General features: G+C 65.1%; 20 protein-coding genes. 11 read left to right on the top strand and 9 right to left on the bottom strand.

Annotated elements, in window-relative coordinates:
* Positions 1-156 precede the first annotated feature (156 nt).
* The gene (locus tag CI41S_RS17995; RefSeq protein WP_139860887.1) at positions 157-1212 is read left to right on the top strand and encodes a YeeE/YedE family protein; all 1056 of its coding nucleotides are present in this window, start codon (positions 157-159) and stop codon (positions 1210-1212) included.
* Between the two features lie 175 nt (positions 1213-1387).
* Positions 1388-3145: an adenylate/guanylate cyclase domain-containing protein gene (locus tag CI41S_RS17990; protein ID WP_172628092.1), complete on the top strand. Its 1758-nt coding sequence runs from the start codon at positions 1388-1390 to the stop codon at positions 3143-3145.
* Between the two features lie 124 nt (positions 3146-3269).
* Here CI41S_RS17990 and CI41S_RS17985 read toward each other — a convergent pair whose 3' ends face one another.
* The gene (locus tag CI41S_RS17985) at positions 3270-4196 is read right to left on the bottom strand and encodes a DMT family transporter (RefSeq protein WP_139860885.1); all 927 of its coding nucleotides are present in this window, start codon (positions 4194-4196) and stop codon (positions 3270-3272) included.
* A gap of 80 nt (positions 4197-4276) precedes the next feature.
* Between CI41S_RS17985 and pdxR the strand changes: the two genes are divergently transcribed.
* Positions 4277-5731, top strand: coding sequence for a MocR-like pyridoxine biosynthesis transcription factor PdxR (gene pdxR, locus CI41S_RS17980; RefSeq protein WP_172628108.1), 1455 nt, complete (start codon positions 4277-4279; stop codon positions 5729-5731).
* 175 nt (positions 5732-5906) lie between these two features.
* On the opposite strand, the gene CI41S_RS17975 is transcribed toward pdxR, so the two are convergent.
* The 5 genes from CI41S_RS17975 to CI41S_RS17955 form a co-directional block, all read right to left on the bottom strand.
* Entirely contained in the window at positions 5907-7127 is a 1221-nt protein-coding gene (locus CI41S_RS17975; protein WP_139860883.1) for a bifunctional alpha/beta hydrolase/OsmC family protein, read from the bottom strand.
* Positions 7128-7280: 153 nt separating this feature from the next.
* Complete coding sequence (locus CI41S_RS17970) at positions 7281-7943, bottom strand: sulfite oxidase-like oxidoreductase (protein ID WP_139860882.1); 663 nt, start codon at positions 7941-7943, stop codon at positions 7281-7283.
* A 12-nt stretch (positions 7944-7955) separates the two neighbouring features.
* A complete protein-coding gene (locus tag CI41S_RS17965) occupies positions 7956-9278 on the bottom strand; it encodes an MFS transporter (protein ID WP_139860881.1) in 1323 nt (440 codons plus the stop codon).
* Positions 9279-9359: 81 nt separating this feature from the next.
* Entirely contained in the window at positions 9360-10586 is a 1227-nt protein-coding gene (locus CI41S_RS17960; RefSeq protein WP_139860880.1) for a cytochrome P450, read from the bottom strand.
* Between the two features lie 60 nt (positions 10587-10646).
* Positions 10647-10853 carry a ferredoxin gene (locus tag CI41S_RS17955; protein ID WP_038387982.1) on the bottom strand — a complete coding sequence of 69 codons (207 nt, stop codon included), beginning with the start codon at positions 10851-10853 and terminating at the stop codon, positions 10647-10649.
* Positions 10854-11152: 299 nt separating this feature from the next.
* Between CI41S_RS17955 and CI41S_RS17950 the strand changes: the two genes are divergently transcribed.
* Entirely contained in the window at positions 11153-11755 is a 603-nt protein-coding gene (locus CI41S_RS17950) for a TetR family transcriptional regulator C-terminal domain-containing protein (protein ID WP_139860879.1), read from the top strand.
* A 40-nt stretch (positions 11756-11795) separates the two neighbouring features.
* On the opposite strand, the gene CI41S_RS17945 is transcribed toward CI41S_RS17950, so the two are convergent.
* Positions 11796-13409, bottom strand: a complete 1614-nt coding sequence (locus CI41S_RS17945; RefSeq protein WP_139860878.1) for an AMP-binding protein — start codon at positions 13407-13409, stop codon at positions 11796-11798.
* Positions 13410-13493: 84 nt separating this feature from the next.
* Here CI41S_RS17945 and CI41S_RS43535 point away from each other — a divergent pair, with 84 nt between their 5' ends.
* The 5 genes from CI41S_RS43535 to CI41S_RS17925 all read left to right on the top strand — a co-directional run bounded on the left by CI41S_RS43535 (position 13494) and on the right by CI41S_RS17925 (position 18104).
* On the top strand, positions 13494-13655 hold the full coding sequence (locus tag CI41S_RS43535) for a hypothetical protein (protein WP_172628091.1): 162 nt from the start codon (positions 13494-13496) through the stop codon (positions 13653-13655).
* Between the two features lie 24 nt (positions 13656-13679).
* On the top strand, positions 13680-14885 hold the full coding sequence (locus CI41S_RS17940; protein WP_139860877.1) for an ABC transporter substrate-binding protein: 1206 nt from the start codon (positions 13680-13682) through the stop codon (positions 14883-14885).
* 15 nt (positions 14886-14900) lie between these two features.
* Positions 14901-16046: an acyl-CoA dehydrogenase family protein gene (locus CI41S_RS17935; RefSeq protein WP_139860876.1), complete on the top strand. Its 1146-nt coding sequence runs from the start codon at positions 14901-14903 to the stop codon at positions 16044-16046.
* A 98-nt stretch (positions 16047-16144) separates the two neighbouring features.
* Entirely contained in the window at positions 16145-17251 is a 1107-nt protein-coding gene (locus CI41S_RS17930; protein WP_210242663.1) for an NAD(P)H-dependent flavin oxidoreductase, read from the top strand.
* Positions 17252-17471: 220 nt separating this feature from the next.
* Positions 17472-18104, top strand: a complete 633-nt coding sequence (locus tag CI41S_RS17925; protein WP_139482048.1) for a TetR/AcrR family transcriptional regulator — start codon at positions 17472-17474, stop codon at positions 18102-18104.
* A 157-nt stretch (positions 18105-18261) separates the two neighbouring features.
* Here CI41S_RS17925 and CI41S_RS17920 read toward each other — a convergent pair whose 3' ends face one another.
* Positions 18262-19683, bottom strand: a complete 1422-nt coding sequence (locus CI41S_RS17920) for an amidase (RefSeq protein WP_139860875.1) — start codon at positions 19681-19683, stop codon at positions 18262-18264.
* An 88-nt stretch (positions 19684-19771) separates the two neighbouring features.
* On the opposite strand from CI41S_RS17920, the gene CI41S_RS17915 reads away from it, so the two are divergent.
* On the top strand, positions 19772-20623 hold the full coding sequence (locus tag CI41S_RS17915; protein WP_139860874.1) for an alpha/beta hydrolase: 852 nt from the start codon (positions 19772-19774) through the stop codon (positions 20621-20623).
* Between the two features lie 148 nt (positions 20624-20771).
* On the opposite strand, the gene CI41S_RS17910 is transcribed toward CI41S_RS17915, so the two are convergent.
* On the bottom strand, positions 20772-21548 hold the full coding sequence (locus tag CI41S_RS17910; protein WP_139482045.1) for an SDR family oxidoreductase: 777 nt from the start codon (positions 21546-21548) through the stop codon (positions 20772-20774).
* Between the two features lie 169 nt (positions 21549-21717).
* Here CI41S_RS17910 and CI41S_RS17905 point away from each other — a divergent pair, with 169 nt between their 5' ends.
* Entirely contained in the window at positions 21718-22797 is a 1080-nt protein-coding gene (locus CI41S_RS17905) for a tartrate dehydrogenase (RefSeq protein ID WP_139860873.1), read from the top strand.
* Positions 22798-22999 lie beyond the last annotated feature (202 nt).

Below are 22999 nucleotides of genomic sequence, written 5' to 3'. Positions count from 1 at the left end.
GTTCAGTCGATTAGTCATGGCACCAGACCGCTTGGCGACCGCGTGATCTTGCGGCGATCATCTCCACGTCATTGCGAGCGCAGCGAAGCAATCCATCTTTCCTCGCGCGCGGTGATAATGGATTGCACCGTCGCTTCACTCCTCTGAGAGACTTCCATGGACCCCGCCACCCTTGTCATCCTCGCGGCGCTGATCATCGGCCTGATCTATGGCTCGGTCGGCCTCGTCAGCGGCTTCTGCATGATGAGCGGCCTGCGCGGCTTGTGGGCGGAGGGCGACGGCCGGCTCGGGCGCACTTATGCGCTGGCGATGGGGGTTGCGATCGCGGCCTCGCAGCTTCTGGCGGCGGCGGGCCTCGTCGACCTCGGCAAGTCGATCTACCTGCAGCCCTCGTTCTCCGCGCCGGTGATGTTCCTCGGCGGGCTCCTGTTCGGTTACGGCATGGTGCTGTCGAACGGCTGCGGCTCGCGCGCGCTGGTGCTGCTCGGGCGCGGCAATCTGCGCTCCTTCGTCGTCGTGATCGTGCTCGGCATTTTTGCCGAGATCACGCTCAAGGGCCTGATCGCGCCGGCGCGGATCGCGATGGTGCAGGCCTCGCAGGCGACGGTCACAGCGAATTCGGTCCCCGCGCTGCTGGCGAGCGCTGGGCTGGGCGCGGTGCCGGCGCGGATGATCGCGGCATCGGTGGTCGCGGCCGTCCTGATCATCTTCGCGTTTGCGCATGCGCCGTTCCGAAAGTCGATCGGGCAGGTCGCCGCCGGCCTGATCGTCGGCCTGCTGATCGCCGCCGGCTGGTACGCCACCGGCTATCTCGGCGCCGATGATTTCAATCCGGTGCCGGTGACCTCGCTGACCTTCGTCGCGCCGATCGCCGACGCCCTGCAATATGTGATGCTGTCGACCGGCTCGACGCTCAATTTCGGCATCGTCACCGTGTTCGGCGTGTTCGCCGGCAGTCTTGTCACCGCGCTCGCCACCGGGCGTTTCCAGCTCGAAGGCTATCGGTCGCCGCAGCACATGCTGCGCTCGGCCGGCGGGGCCGCGCTGATGGGCACCGGCGGCGTGATGGCGTTCGGCTGCTCGGTCGGGCAGGGGTTGACCGGTTTGTCGACGCTGTCGCTGTCGTCCTTCATCGCGATTGCCGGCATCCTGCTTGGCACCGGCGCCGGCCTGCGCGGAGCGTTGCGGGTCAGGCCGCTCGCGACGGCCTAGGGCGTGTACTCATAACCGTCGGCTTCCAGTCATAAAGCGGAAGTTGCCCAGTTCGGTAGTTATCGGCGGCCTATGACCCAATTCCGACGTCCCACCTTAGCCGCAGAGACGGAGGACTGGCCCGAAGCGCCCTCCTATGATCTTATGCCCGGACGGCAAAGTTGGTGAGGACCCCGTGGCTGATGAGAGGATAGAGCGGCGGTTGGCGGCCATCTTGGCGGCTGATGTGGCAGGCTATAGCCGGCTAATGGGAGCGGATGAGGTCGGTACTCTGGCAGCCCTAAAGGCAATTCGTCGTGAAATTTTCGACCCAGCAATAGCTCGCCACAATGGGCGGATCGTGAAGACCACCGGCGACGGCTTGCTGGTTGAATTTGCCAGTTCGGTGGACGCTGTGACCTGCGCGATGGCGGTGCAGGAATTGATGGCGAAGCGCGATCAGGATCAGCCCCAGATCACATTTCGTATAGGCATCAACGTCGGCGACGTGATCATTGATGACGGCGACATTTTCGGCGACGGCGTCAATATCGCTGCACGCGTTGAGAGCGAATGCGAACCAGGCGGTGTCTGCCTCTCGAGCAACGCGCTTGAACAGATACGAGGCAAGACTGAGTTCACGTTCGTTGACCTCGGGGAGCGGGCGCTTAAGAACATCGACCGAGCGGTACGGCTCTACGCTGCACGGTCTGCGGCGCTTCCCAAAAGCGCTGCGCACGCGGTTGACGCTTCAAGTCACCCATTCCCCGACAAGCCCTCGATAGCGGTGCTGCCGTTCAAGAACATCAGCGGCGATTCAGATCAGGAGTATTTTGCGGACGGCATGACGGGGGACATCATTGCGTTGCTCTCAAGAACTCGAGACTTCTTTGTCATCGCGAAGAGTTCGACCGATTCTTTGAAGGTCGGGTTGTCGGACCCGACATCGCTCGCTCAACAGTTTCGCGTCCGGTACATTTTGGAAGGCAGCGTCCGAAAGGCTGCCAATCGAGTTCGTGTCACGGCCCAATTGATCGAGGCGCGGACTGGCAAGACGCTCTGGGCCGATCGCTTTGATCGAGAGTTAAGTGACCTTTTCCTTGTGCAGGATGAGGTAACGAGCGGTATCGTGGGCGCGGTATATCCCGAGGTCCTTGCAGCCGAGGCCGGGACATTCAAGCGCTCTTCTTCAACCAATCTAGACGCCTGGGGACTTGTAGCGCGTGGAATGATGGCGCTCGCGACGTTTACGCGAGAGAGCATCTCAAACGCTAATGATCTAGCTGATCGCGCATCAAAGCTCGACCCGGAATTTGGTTTAGCGTTTGGACTCAGAGCATTTTCGCTCGCTTATCGGTCGTATATGCAATGGGGAAGTGACTGGTTAATGGACGCACGACAAGCCTCTCAGGACATCAAGTCAGCGGTAAGTCTGCAAAGCGACGATCCTACCGTGTTGTTCCTCGTCGGTGGCGCGTCTTGGTTTATGGGCCGAGTTCTACCTGGCGTTCCTCTCTTGGAAAGAGCGATTCAACTTAATCCAAATCTCGCTATGGCACGCGCGTTACTTGGATTGGGCTACGCCAGTCTAGATCGACCCGCGGATGGCTTGGCACAGGCAGAGATAGCCTTTCGTTTGAGCCCGCGTGATCCAATGGCGTGCCAGTTCTTTGCCGCCGAAACGCTATGTCATTTCGCAGCGGGTGATTTCTCGCGTGCCATTGCCAGCGCTCAAAAGGGACTGCAGGTCAATCCGAACTCTCTTGACAATCACCTTTACTTGGCCGCCGCTCTTGCAGAGTCCGGCGACCAATCCAGGGCGCAGAAGCAAGTTGAGCAGGCGCTGCGAATTGCTCCGGCAATGTCACTCGATATAATTTCTCGCGGAGGGCGCGATGCGCCTGGCTGGCAAAAGTATCACGTCGCTCTGCGCAAGGCTGGTTTGCCATCGTGAACAGGAGCGTCTACCTACGAGCTGCGAGGTCGGGCTTCTGGCCCAAGGCCGACATGCAGCGATAGCGGCTTCGACGTCGGCTTCCGAGATCGAAGCGGACGTGACGAATATATGCAGGCCCTAATTACGCGCGCGCTGGCGCGTCCGCCAACGCGCTCAGCGCGATACCGCCGACGATCAGCGTAGCGGCAATCGCCAGCGAGAGATCGATCGGTTCGCCGAGCAGCAGCGCGGCGCTCACAATGCCGACGATCGGCGTTCCCGTCGTGCCGAGCGAGGTCGTCAGCGCCGGCAGGCTCTTGTTGACAACAGACATTGCCCAATAGGCCAGCGCGGTGCCGATGAAGCCGGAATAGAGGAACAGCAGCGCGAGGTGCGGCGACCACCTCACGTCGGGCACGCCCTCGGTGACTAGCGCCGTCATCGTCAGTACCAGCGTCGCCACCAGCACCTGCCACAGCAAGAGCTGCAGCGGCGTCGCGATCCAGCGATGCGAGCGGATGTAGATGATGTTCGCGGCCCAGCAGATCGCGGCCAGAATGATCATTGCGGCGCCGGCGATGACACGCAGATTGCTCCAGTCCAGCGATGCCGGGTTGAGGATCACGCAGAGGCCGGCGAGCCCCGAGGCGACGCCGACCAGTTTCAGCGCGCCGAGCCGCTCGGTCCGCGCGGCGCCGGCGGCGAGCGCCACCCAGAGCGGCGTGGTGTAGCCGAGCACGATGCCCTTGCTGGCCGGCAGATAGCGCAGGCCGGCGGCAACCAGCGTCGAAAAGAATGTCATGTGCAGCAGCGCCACGCTGAGCACGACCGGGATGTCGGCGATCCGCGGAATGATCAGGTTGCCGCTGGCGCGCAGGATCACCAGCAAAGCGATCAGCGCGACCCAGCTCCGGATCGATGCGGTCCACAGCGGCGGCACCGCCTGGACCAGCGATTTCGTCACCGACCAGTTGATGCCCCAGGCGAGCACCACGACGATGAACAGGGCGGCGGCCTTGGCGGGGGAGAGGGACTGATTCACGGCAGTTTCCTTGCAGGCGACACGCATTGTGAATAGGATCGCGCTGGCTCTCTCGAAAGGGCCAGATTTGACAGAACAAGAGAGCCAGTTACGAGAGAACCAAAGTGATCCTCGCCGAATTGCTCGTGCTGAAACGCTCGGACGCTGCGGGCCTGGTTGCGCAGATGACGCAACAGCTCCGCACGCTGATCGCGGGCGGCCGGATCAGACGAGGCGCCGTGTTGCCGTCGAGCCGGCAGCTCGCGGCCGAGCTCGGTGTGGCGCGCAACACGGTCACACATGCCTATGAGCAGCTCGCGGCGGAAGGCTATCTGCGGATCACCGCGCGACGCCGGCCGGTGGTGACTGACGATATCGAGGAGCGGTTCGTCAGGGCGGCGCCGGTGCCAAGACACGACGGCGGGCGCAAGCCGCTGTTATCGCCCTGGGCTTTGCGGCTCACGGAGACCGACTGGCCGCTGTCATATCAAGCAAATGTCCGGCCGCTCCGTCCGGGACTTGCCGACACCCGCGAGTTTCCGCACGAGCTCTGGGCGCGCTGCCTGCGCCGCAGCGCGCTGCGCCGGCGCTTCAACGACCAGACCGTGATCAACCGGCCGGGCCTGCGCGAAGCGTTGCGCGATTATCTCGAAGTCAACCGCGGTGTCCGCGCCGAGGCCGATCAGATCCTGATCCTGCCGACGGCGCAGGCGGCGCTGACGCTGATCGCCGCCACCACCGTCGTACCTGGCGATGCAGTCTGGACCGAGGACCCCGGATATCCCGGCGCCGCGGCGGCGTTTCGCGCCGCCGGTGCCGATGTCGTCGGCATCAGGCTGGACCAATGGGGCATGACGCGCACCGGCGAGAGGCGGGCGCCAAAGCTGATCTTCACCACGCCGTCGCACCAGCATCCGACCGGACGGCTGATGCCGGTGGCGCGCCGCACCGAGCTGTTGGCGGCCGCCGAGCCGGGCAAGACATGGATCGTCGAAGACGATTACGACGGCGAGTTTCACTACGACAGCCGGCCGATGCCGGCGCTGCAGGGGCTCGATCGCGACGGGCGCGTGCTCTATCTCGGCACCTTTGCCAAGGCGATGACCGCCGATATCCGCATCGGCTACCTGGTGGTGCCGCCGCAGCTGGCGCGGACCATCGAGATCGCGCAGCGGCATCTCGGGCTGATCGCCTCCGTGCATGTCCAGGAGGCGCTCGCCGACTTCATGGCCGACGGGCACTTTCTGGCGCATGTCCGGCGGATGCGGCGCATCTACCGGTCGCGCCGCGACCATCTCGCAGCGGCGCTGGCGCGGCAGCTCGGTGCGGTGCTCGCGGCCGAGATCCCTCCGGGCGGCATGCAGCTGATCGCCCGCTTCAAGGACGGCCGTGCCGACCGGGACGCCGTGACGCGCCTGGTCGCCGCCGGCGTCGAGGTGCGTGCACTGTCGAGCCTGGCGCTGGAGCGGCCGCACGATTTCGGCCTGCTGCTCGGTTTTGCGGCCTGGCGCGAGAACGAGATCGGCGCCGCGGTGCGGACCATGGCGCACTGCCTCGCCGGCAAGCGCGCGGCGCGCGGGTAGACGCGAGGGGCACCGGGCGCGATTTCGGAATATTGGAAGGATATCGGTGAGTTGCCCGACGTGTCAAGTGGCCTTGTCGAACGCCGGCGCGGGCCGCCGGCTACTTTGCATGGGGTTGTTTTTCGGCATTTTTGTCAGTGCCCCTACGGCCCGGCCATCCTGCTGCGTCGCAGGCCTACTCCGCGGCCCTGGTGACGATCCGCACCTCCGAGGTCAGCGTCTTGTGCACCGGGCATTTGTCGGCGATCTCCATCAGCCGCTTGCGCTGGTCGGCGTCGAGCGTGCCCTCGATCCTGATCACGCGGTCGATCTGGTCGAGCATGCCCTCGCGGGTCTCGCATTCCGCGCAATCCTGCGCATGGATCTTGCTGTGCGTCAGCGTCACGGTGACGCGATCGAGCGGCAGCGATTTGCGGTCGGCATACATCCGCATCGTCATCGAGGTGCAGGCACCTAACCCGGCGAGCACGAAGTCATAGGGACCGGGACCGGAATCCTGTCCGCCGACCGCAACCGGTTCGTCGGCCAGCAGGCGGTGCGGGCCGGCGGTCACGATCTGCTGGAACTTGCCGGCGCGGGTCTCCTGCACCACGACGTTGCGCGGGCCGGTCGCGGCCTCGGCCGCCGGCTGTGCGGCAAGGTCGATGTAGCGCTCGGCCCAGGCGCCGATCACGCCGGCGACATAGGCGGCATCCTGCTTGCCGCTGAGGAGATGGTCGGCGCCCGCGAGCGAGACGAAGCTCTTGGGATGCTTGGCGGCGATGAAGATGTTGGTGGCGTTGTCGATGCCGACGGTGTCGTCGGTCGGCGAGTGCATCACCAGCAGCGCCTTGTGCAGCGCTTTCACCTGCGCCATCAGATTGTGCTCGGCGACGTCGTCGAGGAATTCGCGCTTGATGCGGAACGGGCGGCCGGCGAGCGACACCTGGCCCTCGCCCTGGGCGCGGATGTCCTCAATCTGATCCTTGAAGAAATGCGTGACGTGGCCGGGATCGGAGGGCGCGGCGATGGTGGCGACCGCTTTCGCCTCGGGAATCTGCCCTGCGGCCGCCAGAATCGCGGCGCCGCCGAGGCTGTGGCCGATCAGGATCGCGGGCGCCCGCCGCGTCTCGCGCAGATGGTCGGCGGCGCGGACCAGATCGGCGACGTTGGACGAGAAGGTCGAATTGGCGAAATCGCCCTCGCTGGAGCCGAGGCCGGTGAAATCGAAGCGCAACGTGGCGATGCCTTTTGCCGCGAGCGCGACCGCGATCCGCTTGGCCGCCAGCACATCCTTGCCGCAGGTGAAGCAGTGCGCGAACAGCGCATAGGCCTTGATCGGGCCGTCGGGGCTATCGAGCGCGGCGGCAAGCTGATGGCCGCCCTCACCAGTGAATTGAAAGCGTTCGTGCGGCATCTTGGTCTCCGGAGGTTTCACCTCTCCCATAGGGAGAGGTCGAATTTCGAGCATAGCGAGAAATTCGGGTGAGGGGTTTCGCTCTATCGAGGGACCGTAACCACTCACCCGGCGCTTCGCGCCGACCTCTCCCTATGGGAGAGGTGAGGACAGTCAGTCTTCAGAATAGCGCTGTTCGGTCCAGGGATCACCGCGATTGTGATAGCCGCGGACCTCCCAGAAGCCTGGCGCATCGTCGGCGACGAATTCGATCCGCTGCAGCCATTTGGCGCTCTTCCAGAAATACAGATGCGGCACCACGAGGCGCACCGGGCCGCCATGCTCGTGCTCCAGCGGCTTGCCCGACGAGCTATGGGCGAGCAGCGCGTCCTCGGCGGCGAAATCCTCGAGCGGCAGGTTCGTCGTATAGCCGTCATAGCTATGCAGCACGACGAAGCGCGCTTCCTCGCGCGGCCGGCAGGCGGCGAGCAGGTCGCGGGTGGCAAGCCCTTCCCACTGATTGTCGTAGCGCGACCAGGTCGTGACGCAGTGGATGTCGGAGACGAACTGCGTCTGCGGCTGCGCCTGGAATTGCGCAAAGGTCCAGTAGATCGTCTGCTCGACCGCACCAAAGACGTCGAGCCGCCAGTGCTCCTGCGTGACGTTGGGCAGCATCCCGAGGTCGAGCACCGGCCAGTCGCGGGTCAGATGCTGGCCCGGCGGCAGGCGCTGCTCCTCCGGCCGGGTGATCTTGCCGGTGAGGAATTTGCCTTCGCGCGCCCAGCGCTGCTTGCTGCGCGTCAGCTTGCTCTCGGGCGGCTCGTTGTCGTCGGTCATCGGCGTGCTCCGCTACTCGTGGCGATGCATCGCGGACGCGTGCTTGGTGTCGCGCATGGTCGAATAGATGATCAGCGACAGGAAGATCATGCCGCTGAGATAGTAGTAGAACCAGTCCTCGTGCCCGACGCTCTTGAAATACAGCGCGACCGCGGGCGCGGTGCCGCCGAAGATCGACACCGTGATCGCATAGGGCAGGCCGACGCCGAGCGCGCGGACGTTGGTCGGGAACAGCTCGGCCTTCACGATCGCGTTGATCGAGGTGTAGCCGGCGACGAAGATCCAGGCGCCGCAAATCAGCAGGAACGCGATGAAGGGCGACTTGGTCTCCTTCAGCGTGGTCAGGATCGGGACGGTCGAGATCGTGCCGACGAGACCGAAGAAGATCAGCAGCGGCTTGCGGCCGATGCGGTCGGACAGCCCGCCATAGATCGGCTGCAGGATGGTCGCGAAGATCAGCGAGCCGAAGATCACGAAGGTGGTCTGATCCTCGGTCAGCCCGACCGACAATTTCACGAAGGTCTGCATGTAGGTGGTGAAGGTGTAGAACGCCGCGGTGCCGCCGGCGGTGAGGCCGACCACCAGCAGCAATTCGCGGGGATAGTTCAGCAGGCCGACGATCGAACCGGTCGGCTTGGAGACCTTCTTGGCCTCGACGAAGGCCTCGGTCTCATGCAGGCTGCGCCGCATCACCGCCGCGACGACCGCGAGCAGGGCGCCGATCACGAACGGAATTCGCCAGCCCCAGGCCTTCAGCTCCTCGGGCGTCAAAAACACCTTCTGCAGCAGCAGCAGCACGATGATGGCGGTGAGCTGGCCGCCGATCAGCGTGACGTACTGGAAGCTGGAATAGAAGCCGCGGTGCTTGGGATCGGCGACCTCGCTGAGATAGGTGGCGCTGGCGCCATATTCGCCCCCTAAGCTGAGGCCCTCGATGATGCGTGCCAGTGCCAGGATCGCCGGCGCGGCGATGCCGATGGTCTCGTAAGTCGGCGTCACCGCGATGATCAGCGAGCCGAAGCACATGCAGACCACCGACAGCGTCAACGACAGCCGGCGGCCGTAACGATCAGCGATGAAGCCGAACAGCCAGCCGCCGAGCGGGCGCATCAGAAAGGTCGCGGCGAACAGCACCGCGGCGTTGAGCTGCTGCACGACCGGATCGCTGTGCGGGAAGAACGCCGGGGCGAAATACAGCGCGAACGCCGTATAGGCGTAGAAGTCGTACCACTCGACGAGATTGCCGACCGAGCCGATGAAGATCGCCTTCACCCGCCGCTCGACGTCCTGGATGTCGAGATGATCGCTCGCGGGCTGAGCGGTTTGATCGGTCATGCGGTGCCTCCCGGACTCGTCGGTTCGATTCCGGGCAAGCTACCCCATCGGGTAGGCGATGTAACTGCTCGAGCTGCCGCCTCAGGCGGGCTTGCCGAACAGGATTGGCAGTTGACGCGGGCCGCGCACCGTGCCTTCGGACCACGTCACCTTGCCGGCCGGGTCGAGGCGGAAATCCGGGATCCGCTTCAGCCACTCCTCGATCGCAACCGTCATCTCCATCCGCGCCAAATTGGAACCGACGCAGCGGTGGATCCCGAGGCCGAAGGCGGCGTGGCGGTTCTCCTTGCGGTCGATCACCACCTTGTCGGCGTCGGGGAACATCGCAGGGTCACGGTTGGCCGCCGGGAACGACAGCAGCACCATGTTGCCGGATTTCACCGGGCAGCCGGAGACCGTGGTCTCCTTCATCACCTCGCGCGCCATCGTCACCGGCGAATAGGCGCGCAAGAATTCCTCGATCGCGGTCGGCATCAGCGCGGGCTCGGCGACCAGCCGCTCGCGGTCGGCGGGCGTCCTCGCGAGGTGCCAGAGCGAGGAGCCGATCGCGCTCCAGGTGGTGTCGATGCCGGCGATCAAGAGCAGCCGCAGCGAGCCGAGTACGTGCTCGTCGGAGAGCGGCTGGCCGCCCGGCCCTTTCGCCCGCAGCAGCTGCGAGATCAGATCGTCGCCCGGCTCAAGCTTGCGCTGCTCGAGATGGGCCATGAAGTAGCCGGTCATCTCGCGCACGCCGTTCATCAGCTCGTTGTCGTCCTTGATGCCGAGCTCGAGGATCTGATGGATCCACTTGATGAAGAGGTCGCCGTCCTTTTCGGGGATGCCCAGCATATGCGCGATGGCGCGCACCGGGATGTGCTTGGTGTAGCGCGCCGCGGCGTCGCAGCCGCCGTCGGCGATGAACTCGTCGATCAGCTCGTTGCAGATCGCGCGCACCCGCGGCTCCAGCCGCTTCATCGCATCCGGCGTGAAGGGCGGCAGCAGCACCTGCTTGGCCGGCTTGTGCTCCGGCGGATCGGAGGTGATCGGCGGCGCGCGGGAGGTGATGTCGGGGCGGACATCGCGCACGATGACGCGGCGCGAGGAGAAATGCTCGGTGTCGTAGGCGATCTCCTTCACCGCCTGATAGGTGGTCGGCATGTAGCAGCCGAGGAAGCGCTCGGTGTGCACGACTGGCGAAGCCGCGCGCAGCGTCTCCCAGATCGGGAACGGATCCTCGGTCCAGACCGGATCGGTGTGGTCGAAATCGTTGACCCAGTCGGTGACCGGGGGATGTTCGGGCAGGTAGCTTGCGGACGGGGAATCGGACATCAGCTCGTTTCCTTCTCGTTCGATCAAACGCGGGGCCGGCGGCGTGGCCGGCGCTCGGTGCTATTCCTCGGTGACTTCGATCGCGATCTCGGGGCAATTGGTCTGCGCCAGCCACGCCTTGTCCTCGAGCCCGGCCGGCACCGTGCCGTCGCCGACCTCATGGGCGTTGCCGTATTCGTCGAGCTCGAACAGCTCCGGGGCGAGTGATTTGCAGCGGGCGTGACCCTGGCACTTGTCCTGGTCGACGCGGATCTTCAGCTTGGACATGCAAGCGCTCTCCCTCAGGCTCTCGCGCGCAACAGGGCGCGCCGGTTTCCTCATTCCCAAAGCTTATTGCAAGTTCTGGCTTGCTTGGGCGAATTGCAGGGCAGCCTCGCCAAGTTATATCATATTACATTATCGCTTCGCTTGTCCGTCAAGCAAAAATTCAAGCGCCTCGAAGGCCTCGGGAATTGGATGGACATTCAAACAAATTCGGGTGATGGAGTCATCAGGCTGCGCGTGCCGGTGCCTGACAGGGAGAAGACTGTTTGCAAAAGGAGGAGAAGCGGCCGCGGGGGCGTCCGGTGGGATCGTCCGATCAGGGACTGAAACGGCAAGAGTTCGTCGTCGCGGTGATGAAGGCGATTGCCGAACACGGCTACAAGGATGTCACCGTTGCGACGATCTGCGAGGCCGCCGGCTTTTCGCGCGGCCTGATTGGCCATTACTTCCCGGGCAAGGATGCGTTGCTGCTGCACGCCGTCGGCGAGGTGGCGAAGGATTTCGAGCAGGCCACGCGGTCCGCCGCCGAAGCGGCGGGCCCGGACCCGCTGGATCGTTTGCACGCCGTGGTGACCGCGAGCTTCCGTGCGCCGGTGTTCACGCCTGAACGCGTGCTGGTCTGGGTCGCGCTGGCCAGCACGTCGCACTGGTCTCCCGAGCTCGCCGAGATCTACCAGCAACTCTACCGGCCGTACCGCCGTGGACTGGCGCATCTGATGCGGCGCGCCGCCGACGCGCGCGGTGTGCGGATCAACGCCGACCGCCTGGCGATGACGCTGACGCAGCTCACCGAAGGGATGTGGGCCGGCTGGGCTGCCGATCCAACGACGGTGTCGTCAGCGGAAGGCGAGGCGGCCTGCCATGACCTGCTGGATGCGTTCTTTCGCAAGTCGCGCAAATCATAGGGCGCGGCGTGCATCGCCGATGCCAAGCTGACGGCTGTCCCTACCTGCGCTTCTTCATCGCGCGCAGATCGATCGTTCCAACGATCGTCCGCGGATCCAGTCCGGGCTCGAAGATCTGTGCCTTGTTGATCTTCTGCGTTGCGGTCACCGGCATGCGGTCCATGAACAGCATCCAGCCCGGCGCCTTGTAGTAGGCCAGCTGCGTGTTGCAGTAATCGACGATGTCGTGGGCAAGCGCACGATCCGCCGTGCGGCCGGAGGCAGGAACCACGCAGGCAAAGATTTCTTCGCCTGCCTTTTCGTCCGGTACGGCGAGGATCGCGATCTGCGCGACGCCGGGATGCCTGCACAGCACGGTTTCCACCTCGGTGGCCGCGATGTTCTCGCCGGAGCGCCGGATCATGTTCTTGCGGCGGTCGACGAAATAGATGATGCCGCCTTCGTCCTGGCGGACGACGTCGCCCGAATGCCACCAGCCGCCGCGCCAGCCGGCTTCCGTCGCCGCTTCGTCGTCGAGGTACCCGGCGAAAAAGCCCTTGCGCGGATCGTCGCCCGCCAGTCGAACCACGAGTTCGCCCTCGGCTCCTGCGGCAACGTCGCGGCCATCTTCGTCGATCACCTTCGCCTGCAGTGGCGCAACGGCGCGTCCGATCGCACGGACGCCAATCGGGCGCGGCTCGTGATCGTTTGCCGTCCAGCGGCCGACTTCTGTCATGCCCCAGACCTCGAGATGGGGAATGCCGAAGCGTTGTTCGAATTCGCGGTGAATGGCGGGCTCCATTCCGGCACCGAAGCCGAACCGGACCGTGTGTGCGCGCTCGTCGGCGGATCGTTCCAGCGCGACCAGCGCCTGCGGCACGGCCCCGATGTAGTGAACGATGGTGGCGCGGCTGCTCGACACCTCGTTCCACCAGCGCTTCGCCGAAAAATACTCGGGACGGATCACGCAGCCCTGCGACAGCAGCATCGGCATCAGCGCGACGACGCCGGCGTGGACATGGAAGACCGGCATCGGGTTGAACAAGCGATCGGTGCCCGGCTCGATCGAAAAGCGGCCGCCGCTGTTTGCCAGCGTGAAGAACCATTCGCCGGCGGAGAGCCAGTAGTCGTTGGTGACCAGGCAGCCCTTCGGGCGGCCGGTGGTGCCGGATGTGTAGAACACGCCGGCCTCGGTGGTCCGATTCAGCGATCCGGATGCCGTCGGTCGTGACGGCGAGGGCAAACGTTCCGGCAAGTCTTCCGCGGTGACGACGGCGAATTGGTCCGCCAGTTCGGCCGCGACCGCCGTCAATCGCTCGACGTGGTGGCGAAGGGTGACCGCGAGCACCACGCCGCTGTGCTGCATCTGGTAGAGCAGCTCGGCGTGCCGATGGTCGGGATTGACCGGCACCACGCTCGCGCCGACGGCGTTGAGCGCAAGCAGATGCACAAAATAGTCCGGCCGGTTCTCGACCAGCAAAGCGACGCGGTGCCCGAGCCCGTAGCCCGCTTGCCTGTAGCGTTCGGCAAGCGGCGCAACGAGTTGCATGACCTCGTCGTAGCTCCATTCCAGTCCGTCGGATGCGTAGGACGTGCCCGCGGGAACGCAGATGAAGGCATTGCGCGGCGCCGCTGCCACGCTCGCGCGAAATGCTTCGAAGATCGTCTCGGCCACCTGTCGTCTTTCTCCCGCTTCCTTGCTCGCCGGTCCGGTGCTCGAGCCAGGCCGGATCCAACGAGCCGCCGTCTTGGTCTTTCGATGGAACGCATCGACGTGCGGGTTCCCTCGTGCGGGCAGGCACGTTGGCCTCCGCTTTATTCTGGCGTCGAGACCGATCCTAAGGCGACCCTGAAAGAAGGCAACAATATTTTTGTTGAACGTCCGACAAATTATGCCATCATGGCAATGGAAGGCCAATAATCAAACAATGGCGGGGAGGTGCGGATGCTTTGGAGATGGACGGGCGCGGTGGTCATGGCGCTACTCGTCGCGGGGCCGGCGGCCGTGCTGGCGGGCGAAGACACCCCGATCAAGATCGGCGTGCTCGGCGACCAGTCGTCGGTCTATTCCGCGGCCGGCGGACGCGGCAGTGTCGAGGCGGCAAAGCTCGCCGCGGAGGATGCCGGGCTCGTGCTCGGCAAGCCGGTCGAGATCGTCTCCGCGGATTTCCAGCTCAAGGTCGATGTCGGCGTCGCGATCGCCAGGAAGTGGTACGACGAGGAGAATGTCGACGCGATCATTGACGTGCCGTTCTCCGGTCTTGCACTGGCGATTGCCGAGATGACCAAGACCAGGAAGAAGCTGGCGCTGTTCAACGCGGCGGCGAGCTCGGAGCTGACCGGCGCGAAATGCTCACCCTATGTCGCGCAGTGGACCTACGACACCTATTCGCTGGGGCACGGGCCGACCAGCGGGCTGGTCAGCCGCGGTGAAAACTCCTGGTTCTTCCTGACCAACGACACCGTGTTCGGCGCGAGCCTCGAAGGCGACGCAACGGCCGCGGTCAAGGCCGGCGGTGGCACGGTGATCGGCTCGGTGCGCACGCCGACCGGCGCCACGGACTTCTCGTCGTTCCTGCTGCAGGCGCAGTCCTCCAAGGCGAAGGTGATCGGCGTCGTCGAAGCCGGCGCCGATCTCGCAACCGTGCTCAAGCAGGGCGAGGAGTTCGGCCTGAAGGCGCAGGGCCAGCGTTTTGCGGCGCTGATGGCCACGATCGACGCGATTCATGGCGTCGGCCTCAAGGACTCCCAGGGCATCATCGTCGCCGAAGCGTTCTATTGGGACCAGAACGACGAGACGCGCGTATTTGCAAAACGGTTTTACGAGCGGATGAAGGCGATGCCGACGCAGGTGCAGGCCGGCGCCTATAGCGTCGTCAACCACTATCTGAAAGCCGTCAAGGCGGTCGGCTCGAAGGATCCCGACAAGGTGATGGCCAAGATGCGGGAGCTGCCGATCAACGACTTCATGTCGCACAACGCAAAGCTCCGCGCCGATGGCCGCGTGCTGCGCGACCTCTATCTGTTCGAGGTCAAGTCGCCGAAGGAATCCAAGGCCGCGTGGGACTATTACAAGCAGATCGCTGTGATTCCCGCCGACAAGGCGGTGCGGCCACTCGACCAGGGCGGTTGCCCGCTCGCCAGTCAATGATTGCGGACCGGGTGCATGACCGCGACGCGCGATAGCGCCGAACTCGATCTCTTCCGTGCGAATGTTCGCCGCTTCCTGGCGGATCAGGTCGCGCCGAATGCCGATGCATGGCGTGCGAGAGGATATATCGACCGCGATCTGTGGCGCAGGGCCGGCGCGCTCGGCCTGCTCTGCGCCAGTGCGCCGGAAGAGTATGGCGGCGGTGGCGGCAATTTCTGGCACGAGGCCGTCATCATCGAGGAGCTGGCGCGGATCGCGTTTCCCGATTTCAGCATCCCGCTGCAGAACGTGATCCTGGCGCCGTATTTTTCGCAATACGGCACCGAGGCGCAGAAGCGCCGCTGGCTGCCGCGCATGGCGCGCGGCGATCTGGTCGCGGCGCTTGCCATGAGCGAGCCGGGCGCCGGATCCGACGTCAGGGCGATCAGGACCCACGCGCGCCGCGACGGCAACGACTACATCGTCAACGGTCAGAAGACCTTCATCACCCACGGCCACACCGCCGACCTGATCTGCCTCGCGGTCAAGACCGATGTGGCCAAGGACAACGGTGTTCGCGGCTTCAGCCTGCTGGTCGTCGAGACCGAGACGACCGCCGGGTTCCGGCGCGGCCGCCGGCTCGACAAGGTCGGCCTCAAGGCGCAGGACACGGCAGAACTGTTCTTCGACGATGCGCGGGTGCCGGCTGACAATCTGCTCGGCGGCGTCGAGGGCCGCGGCTTCTATCAGTTGATGGAGCAACTGGCAAAAGAGCGCATCAATATCGCGATGCAGGCGCTCGCCTTGAGCGAGGCCGCGCTCGATGAAACCGTCGCCTACGTCAAGCAGCGCGAGGTGTTCGGCAAGCGGCTGATCGAGTTCCAGAACACGCGGATGGTGCTGGCCGAAGCCAAGACTGCCCTATCGGTCACACGCACATTCGTCGAGAGCTGCATCGAGCGGCTGATCGCCGGAACGCTCGATGCGGAGACCGCCGCGATGGCGAAATGGTGGGCGACCGAGAAGCAGTGCGAGATCATCGACAACTGCATGCAGCTGCACGGCGGCTACGGCTACATGCTCGACTATCCGATCGCGCGGATGTGGAGCGACGGTCGCATCCAGAAGATCTGGGGCGGCTCCAATGAGGTCATGAAGGAGCTGATTGCGCGCGCGTTGTGATGAGCAACGAGGCGATGCGGGCAGATGGCAGTGGATGAAGAAACGGCGGCGCGAGTCCAGGCTCTGACGTCGCGCATCAATTGAAGACTGGAGCGCACATGCAGAATCGTATCACCGAGATGTTCGGGATCGAGGTCCCGATCTTCGGCTTCACGCACAAGCCGGAAGTCGCGATCGAGGTGACCAATGCCGGCGGCATGGGCGCGCTGGCGGCAAGCTATTATCAGCCGGACGAGCTCGAGCGCATCCTGACCGACATGGATGCAAGGACGGGCGGGCGGCCCTACTGTATCGACGTGCTGTTCGCCAACAAGGTCGGGCAGGTGGTTCCGATGTCGGAGCGCCTCAAGGCGCTGCCGAAGGAGCATATCGATTTCGTCGAGAAGTTGCTTGACGACGCCGGAATTCCGCCGCTGCCGCCGGAGGTCGAGGCCGAGATGCTGCGCGAGAAGCCGCCGGGCCATGGCCACACCGAAGAGGGCGTGCTCGAGGTGCTGGAGATCGTGGTCCGCCATCCGCAGGCGAAGTTCGTGCTGAGCGCGATGGGGGCGCCCCCGGCCTATGTGGTCGAGCGGCTGCACAGTCGCGGCATCAAGGTCGGTGCGATGGCCGGCAGCGCCGAGCATGCGCTCAAGCATGTGCAGGCGGGCGTCGACCTGATTGTGGCGCAAGGCAGCGAGGCGGGCGGACACACCGGCACGATCTCCTCGATGGTGCTGTGGCCCGATGTGGTCGACGCGGTCGCGCCGATCCCGGTGCTCGCCGCGGGCGGCGTCGGCAGTGGGCGACACGTCGCCGCCGCCTTCGCGCTCGGCGCCGAGGGCGTCTGGTGCGGCACGATCTGGCTTGGCTCGTCGCAGAGCGAGCTGTCGCCCGACATGCGCAAGCGGTTTCTGGCGGCCCGGTCACAAGACGCGATTCAGCGCAAATACGACACCGGCAAGCCGTTGCGCGGCCTGCGCAGCAAGTGGACCGATGCCTGGGACGCGCCCGGCGCGCCGCAGCCGTTGCCGCTCGCCGCCCAGAAGCTGCTGGTTGCCCCCGCGCTGAAGCGCCTCGAACTGGCCAATGCGGTCGACTACATGGGCTACATGTCCGGGCAGATTGTCGGCCGGATCAAGCAGGAGCAGCCTGTCCGCGACATCATGGCCGGCATGAAGTCCGAGTGTCTCGCGGTCCTGAAGGCGCTCGGCGAGAAGGCCTAGGACAGCATCGGCTGCTGGCTATCTAATTGCTCCGCCACGGAAACCGGCGTCCTTCTGGGAGCAGGGCGGACCCCGTTAACCCATCCACCTCGGCGATCCCGGGAATGGGTAGCGTCGTTTCGCGTTTCCTGCTTAATTGCTGTTAAGGAAGGCTAAGTGCCTGAATACGCAAGCATGATGATCGCCATCCGTGACTGCCGGACCCTTAACCAGTGCCGCAATGGGACAAATCGTTCGCAAGCCGTTCAAGACCTACCACCATGGCGATCTTCGCGAGGCCCTGATCCAGGCCGCGCTGCAGGAGGTCGAGCTCGGCGGGCCGGAGGCGATCAGCATCAAGGCGCTGGCCAAGCAGCTCGGCGTCTCGCAGCCGGCGCCGTATCGGCATTTTGCCGACCGCGACGCGCTGTTGCAGGCGGTGACCGCGGAAGCGTTCCGGCAGTTCAACGTGATGATGCGCGAGGTGATCGAGGCGCCGGGCAAGGGGTCGAAATTGTCGCGCTTTGCCCAGGCGTCGCTTGCCTTCGGGCTGCAGCGCCACGGCATCTACCGTTTGATGTTTGCTTCGCGCACCATGGCCTGCGCGCCCGAGGGCAGCGAGCTGCACACCGCGGCGATGGAAACGCTGGCGCTGCTGATCGAGTCATTCGAGGCCCCGGCCGTCGGGCTGCTGCGCGAGCGGCAGGCCCTGAAGATCTGGGCCGGCCTGCACGGCATCGTGATGCTGGCCGAGCAGGGACTGCTCACCGGTGAGGTCGCCCAGATCAGCATCGAGGAACTGGCCGACGAGATTGTCGAGCAGACCAAGCAGGCGCTCGCCATCGCGTTGAAGGCGGCGGAAGAGCAGGCGTAGGCCGTCGCTTCGGCGCCACACCGCGTCATTGCGAGGAGCTCGGGGCAAAATTGCAAAGCAATTTTGCCCCGAAGCGACGAAGCAATCCATCGCTCCGCACATGCTGAAGCATGGATTGCTTCGCTTCGCTCGCAATGACGAGATGGAGAGCGAGGCTCTACCTCGGTGGCCGCGGATCGATCGGGGTGGTGCCGCGCACGCCCAGAATATCCTCCAGCACTTTCGCGCCGGCGAGCAGCTGCGCCTCGGCGCGCGGCTTGGCCAACATCTGCAAACCGACCGGCAGGCCCGAGGCGGTGAAGCCGCAGGGCAGCGACAGCGCAGGACAGCAGGCCAGCGTGATCGCATAGACGATGCCGAGCCACTCGACGTAATTGTCGAACTTCTTGCCGTCGCATTCGGCGACATAGCGATTCTCGACCGGGAATGGCGGCACGATGGTCGCAGGCGCCAGCAGCAGGTCGTAGCTGTCGAAGAATTCGAGCGTGCGCGCGGCCAGCGCCACGCGCTGCGCCTCGGCGCGCTCGAGTTGCTCGACCGTGAGCTTCAGGCCCTCCTCGATGTTCCAGATCACTTCCGGCTTCAGCAGGTCGCGCTTGGTGCGCAACAGCTGGGCCTTGCTGATCGCGAAGTCGAACGCGCGCAGCACGTGGAAGCATTCATGGGCCTCGCGCAGGTCGGGATGGGCTTCCTCGACGATGGCGCCTAGCTCGGCAAAACGCTCCGCCGCCCTGCGCGTGACCGCCTTGACCTCGGGATCGACAGGCGTGATGCCGAGATCGGGTGAATAGGCGATGCGCTTCGGCTTGTTGCCCGAGCGCGCGGCAGACAAGAACGACGTCGCGGGCGAGGGCAGCGACAGCGGATCGCCGGGATGTTCGCCGCTCATGGCATCGAGCAGCAGCGCGAGATCCTCGACGTTGCGCGCCATCGGGCCCTGGACGCCGAGATTGCGGTCGACCGCGGCGGCGACGGTGTGCGCGACGCGGCCGATGCTCGGCCGGAGGCCAACGATGCCGCAGAAGCTCGCCGGATTGCGCAGGCTGCCGCCCATGTCGGAGCCGTGCGCGAGCCACGCCGTGCCGCTGGCCAGTGCCGCCGCGGCGCCGCCGGAGGAGCCAGCGGCCGAGCGCGACGTATCCCAGGGATTGCGGGTAAAGCCGAACACCTCGTTGAAGGTGTTGGCGCCCGCGCCGAACTCCGGCGTGTTCGACTTGGCGTAGATCACCGCGCCATTGTCTTCGAGACGTTCGACCAGGATGTCGGATTTCGCCGGGACGGTGTCCTTGAAGATTGGCGAGCCCTGCGTGGTCAGCACGCCCGCGACATTGGTGAGGTCCTTGATCGGGACCGGCAGGCCCGCAAGCAGCCCGCGCTCGGCCGCCGGCTTTTGCATCAGCGTTTTCGCGTGGGTGCGGGCACGATCGAAGCACAGCGTCGGCAGCGCGTTGACCTTGCCGTCGACCGCGGCGATGCGCGTCTCCAGCACGTCGAGCAGCTCGAGCGGGGAGACGTCGCCGGCCTTCAGTTTATCGACCACGGCGCATGCCGTTTCCTTCACCAAGCCCTGATCAGCCATGCGCCGTTGCTCCTGTGTTTTCTGTTTGAGCTTGCTGTAGAACATTTTCGGCGGTCGTGGCAATGCGACGCAAACGAGGGAGAGGCGAATGGCAGCATTGTTTTCCGCGCTCGACTGGCGCGGAATGAGCCAAGAGGCGCGCGATCTCGGCCTCAACAACAGTGCCGCGGTGGCCGGCAGCGCCGAGCTCGTCGCCGGCTGGGAGCAGCGCTCGGCCGCGCTGCGCCAGCAGCATCCGGACCATCTCGACCTCAGATACGGCCCGCGCGAGCGCAACCGGATCGATTTCCTCAAAGCGCGCGACGGCGCGCCGACGCTGCTGTTCATCCACGGCGGCTACTGGCAGAGCCGCGCCAAGGAGGTGTTTTCGATCTTCGCCGAGGGGCCGATGGCGCACGGCATCAACGTCGCGCTGATCGGCTACACGCTGGCGCCGGACGCGACGCTCGACGAGATCGTCGCGGAAATTCATGCCGGGATCGATTTCCTGGTTGGCCGCTTGCCCGGCCTCGGCGCCGCGGCCGGCGGCATCGTGGTGTCGGGCTGGTCCGCGGGCGGGCATTTGACGGCGATGGCGCTGTCGCATCAGCATGTCCGGGCGGGCATGGCGATCTCGGGTATCTACGATCTCGAGGTGATCAGGCACTCCTATCTCAACGACAAGCTCAAGCTCGACGAAGCCACGTCGCGGCGCAACTCGCCGATGATGCAGGAGGGCGGCCCGGCAAAACCGCTGTCGTTGGTGGTCGGCAGCGCCGAACTGCCGCTGCTGCGCAAGCAGACCGCGGATTTCGCCGGCCATCGTGCCCGCTACGGCCTGCCGGTGACCTATGAGGAGATCGCCGGCGCCAACCATTTCTCAATTCTGAACGAGATGCTGGCGCCGCAGGGCCGGATCACGACGCTGGTCCGGCAGTTGTTTGAAAGGACCGCCGGTTAGGCCGTCATTGCGAGCCACCGGGTCGGCGCGTAGCGCCGCCCGATGACAGGCTCCGCGAAGCAATCCATCTATCGGCGCGCGTGGACAGATGGATTGCTTCGTCGCTGCGCGCCTCGCAATGACGGGGAGAGAGTGAGGGCCTAAACGCTTATCCCCACCCCGAGGTCAGTCCGCCGTCCACCGAGTAGATCACACCCGACGTATAGCCGGCGCGGTCGGAGGCCAGAAACGCCATCAGGTCGCCGATCTCGCGCGCATGGGCGGGGCGGCCGAGCGGCATGCCCTTCTGGAATTCCTTGTAGCGGTTCTCGTCGCCGAACTGATGTTTTGCGCGGGTCTTGAGCAGCGTGACGTGGCGGTCGGTGCCGACCGGGCCCGGATTGATGCCGACGACGCGGATGTTGTCGGCAAGGCTCTTGCCGCCGAGCGCGCGGGTAAAGGCCATCAGCGCCGCATTGCCGGCGCTGCCGCAGATGTAGTTGGCGTCGAACCGCTCGCCGGCCGCGCCGATGTCGTTGACGATCACGCCGCCGCCGCGCGCCTTCATCTGGGCGTAGACCGCACGTGTCAGGTTGATGTAGCCGAACACCTTGAGCTCCCAGGCGTGCCGCCAGGTCGCCTCGTCGATCTTGTCGATCGAGCCGCCCGGAATGTCGCCGGCATTGTTGACGAGGATGTCGATCTCGGCGGCCTCCTTTGCCAATCGCGCCAGGTCGTCCGACTTGCGCAGGTCGACGACGCTGATCGCGGCGTCGATCTGGTGCGCGGAACGCAGCCGCTCGGCCAGCGCCTTGAGCTGATCGCCGTTGCGGGCGGCCAGCAACAGATGGGCGCCTTCCTCGGCAAAGGCTTCGGCGGCTGCGGCGCCAATGCCCTTGGAGGCGCCGGTGATCAGGACTCGTTTGCCGCGCAGATGCAGATCCATGGGATGTCTCGCTTGGTATGAGGAACGGGATGTAGGCGAATTTGGTGGGGCAGGGTCGCGCTGCGGTCAACACTGCACTGCAGCGTTGCGCTGGCGCGCGGTTTGGTCCATTGCAGGGCGATCAGGATAGGCGGCATCGCCGGCCGGGCAAATCACAAGGGTGTTCTCGATGGTTAGCGCAAAGAAGCAGTATCGGATTGCGGTCATTCCCGGTGACGGCATCGGCAAGGAAGTGATGCCGGAGGGGCTGCGCGTCGTCGAGGCGGCGGCGAAGAAGCACGGCGTCACGGTGCAGTTCGATCATTTCGACTTCGCCTCCTACGACTATTACGAGAAGCACGGCGAGATGATGCCGGAAGACTGGAAGGCGCAGATCGGCAAGCACGACGCGATCTATTTCGGCGCGGTCGGCTGGCCGGCGAAGATTCCCGACCACATCTCGCTGTGGGGCTCGCTGATCAAATTCCGCCGCGAGTTCGACCAGTATGTCAACCTGCGCCCGGTGCGGCTGATGCCCGGCGTGCCGTCGCCGCTGGCGGGCCGCAAGCCCGGCGACATCGATTTCTGGGTGGTGCGCGAGAACACCGAGGGCGAGTATTCCTCGGTCGGCGGCCGCATGTTCCCGGATACCGACCGCGAGTTCGTGACGCAGCAGACGGTGATGACCCGCACCGGCGTCGACCGCATCCTGAAATTCGCCTTCGACCTCGCGCAGTCGCGGCCGAAGAAGCATCTGACCTCGGCGACCAAGTCGAACGGCATCTCCATCACCATGCCCTATTGGGACGAGCGCGTGGAGGCGATGGCCAAGAAATATCCCGGCGTGAAGTGGGACAAGTACCACATCGACATTCTGACCGCGAACTTCGTGCTGCATCCGGACTGGTTCGACGTCGTGGTGGGCTCCAATTTGTTCGGCGACATCCTGTCCGACCTCGGCCCGGCCTGCACCGGCACCATCGGCATCGCGCCGTCGGGCAACATCAATCCGGAAGGCAATTTCCCGAGCGTGTTCGAGCCGGTGCACGGTTCGGCGCCCGATATCGCAGGGCAGGGCATCGCCAACCCGATCGGCATGATCTGGTCCGGCGCGATGATGCTGGAGCATCTCGGCGAGAAGCAGGCCGCCGACGCCATCGTCGGCGCGATCGAGCGCACGCTCGGCGAACGCACGCTGCGCACCCGCGACCTCGGCGGCAACGCCGACACCACGGCGTGCGGCAAGGCCGTCGCGGACATGGTGGATTGATTTCTGTCACCCTCTCCCCTTGTGGGAGAGGGCATGCGCACATCTCACTCATCACTAAGCCGATCTTGCTTAAGGCTGCACGGGAGGTGGGAGGGCTCTCTCCCCCCTTGCGGGGGAGAGTTGGAGAGAGGGGTAAGCCACAAACACCGCCCGCGCGGCTTACCCCTCTCCCTAACCCTCCCCCGCAAGGGGGGGAGGGAAC

The sequence above is a fragment of the Bradyrhizobium ivorense genome (assembly GCF_900696085.1).
Taxonomy (GTDB): domain Bacteria; phylum Pseudomonadota; class Alphaproteobacteria; order Rhizobiales; family Xanthobacteraceae; genus Bradyrhizobium; species Bradyrhizobium ivorense.
The sequence above is the reverse complement of the archived record's forward strand: the minus strand, read 5'-3'. Positions and strand labels throughout refer to the sequence as shown.

Coding starts and splice junctions, on each gene's coding strand:
- CI41S_RS17920 (WP_139860875.1), bottom strand. CDS start 19,683: ATGGCTGATCAGGGCTTGGTGAAGGAAACGGCATGCGCCGTGGTCGAT.
- CI41S_RS17960 (WP_139860880.1), bottom strand. CDS start 10,586: ATGTCCGATTCCCCGTCCGCAAGCTACCTGCCCGAACATCCCCCGGTC.
- CI41S_RS17985 (WP_139860885.1), bottom strand. CDS start 4,196: ATGCGTGTCGCCTGCAAGGAAACTGCCGTGAATCAGTCCCTCTCCCCC.
- CI41S_RS17995 (WP_139860887.1), top strand. CDS start 157: ATGGACCCCGCCACCCTTGTCATCCTCGCGGCGCTGATCATCGGCCTG.
- CI41S_RS17975 (WP_139860883.1), bottom strand. CDS start 7,127: ATGCCGCACGAACGCTTTCAATTCACTGGTGAGGGCGGCCATCAGCTT.
- CI41S_RS17955 (WP_038387982.1), bottom strand. CDS start 10,853: ATGTCCAAGCTGAAGATCCGCGTCGACCAGGACAAGTGCCAGGGTCAC.
- CI41S_RS17915 (WP_139860874.1), top strand. CDS start 19,772: ATGGCAGCATTGTTTTCCGCGCTCGACTGGCGCGGAATGAGCCAAGAG.
- CI41S_RS17970 (WP_139860882.1), bottom strand. CDS start 7,943: ATGACCGACGACAACGAGCCGCCCGAGAGCAAGCTGACGCGCAGCAAG.
- CI41S_RS17940 (WP_139860877.1), top strand. CDS start 13,680: ATGCTTTGGAGATGGACGGGCGCGGTGGTCATGGCGCTACTCGTCGCG.
- CI41S_RS43535 (WP_172628091.1), top strand. CDS start 13,494: ATGGAACGCATCGACGTGCGGGTTCCCTCGTGCGGGCAGGCACGTTGG.
- CI41S_RS17965 (WP_139860881.1), bottom strand. CDS start 9,278: ATGACCGATCAAACCGCTCAGCCCGCGAGCGATCATCTCGACATCCAG.
- CI41S_RS17905 (WP_139860873.1), top strand. CDS start 21,718: ATGGTTAGCGCAAAGAAGCAGTATCGGATTGCGGTCATTCCCGGTGAC.
- CI41S_RS17930 (WP_210242663.1), top strand. CDS start 16,145: ATGCAGAATCGTATCACCGAGATGTTCGGGATCGAGGTCCCGATCTTC.
- CI41S_RS17910 (WP_139482045.1), bottom strand. CDS start 21,548: ATGGATCTGCATCTGCGCGGCAAACGAGTCCTGATCACCGGCGCCTCC.
- CI41S_RS17925 (WP_139482048.1), top strand. CDS start 17,472: ATGGGACAAATCGTTCGCAAGCCGTTCAAGACCTACCACCATGGCGAT.
- CI41S_RS17935 (WP_139860876.1), top strand. CDS start 14,901: ATGACCGCGACGCGCGATAGCGCCGAACTCGATCTCTTCCGTGCGAAT.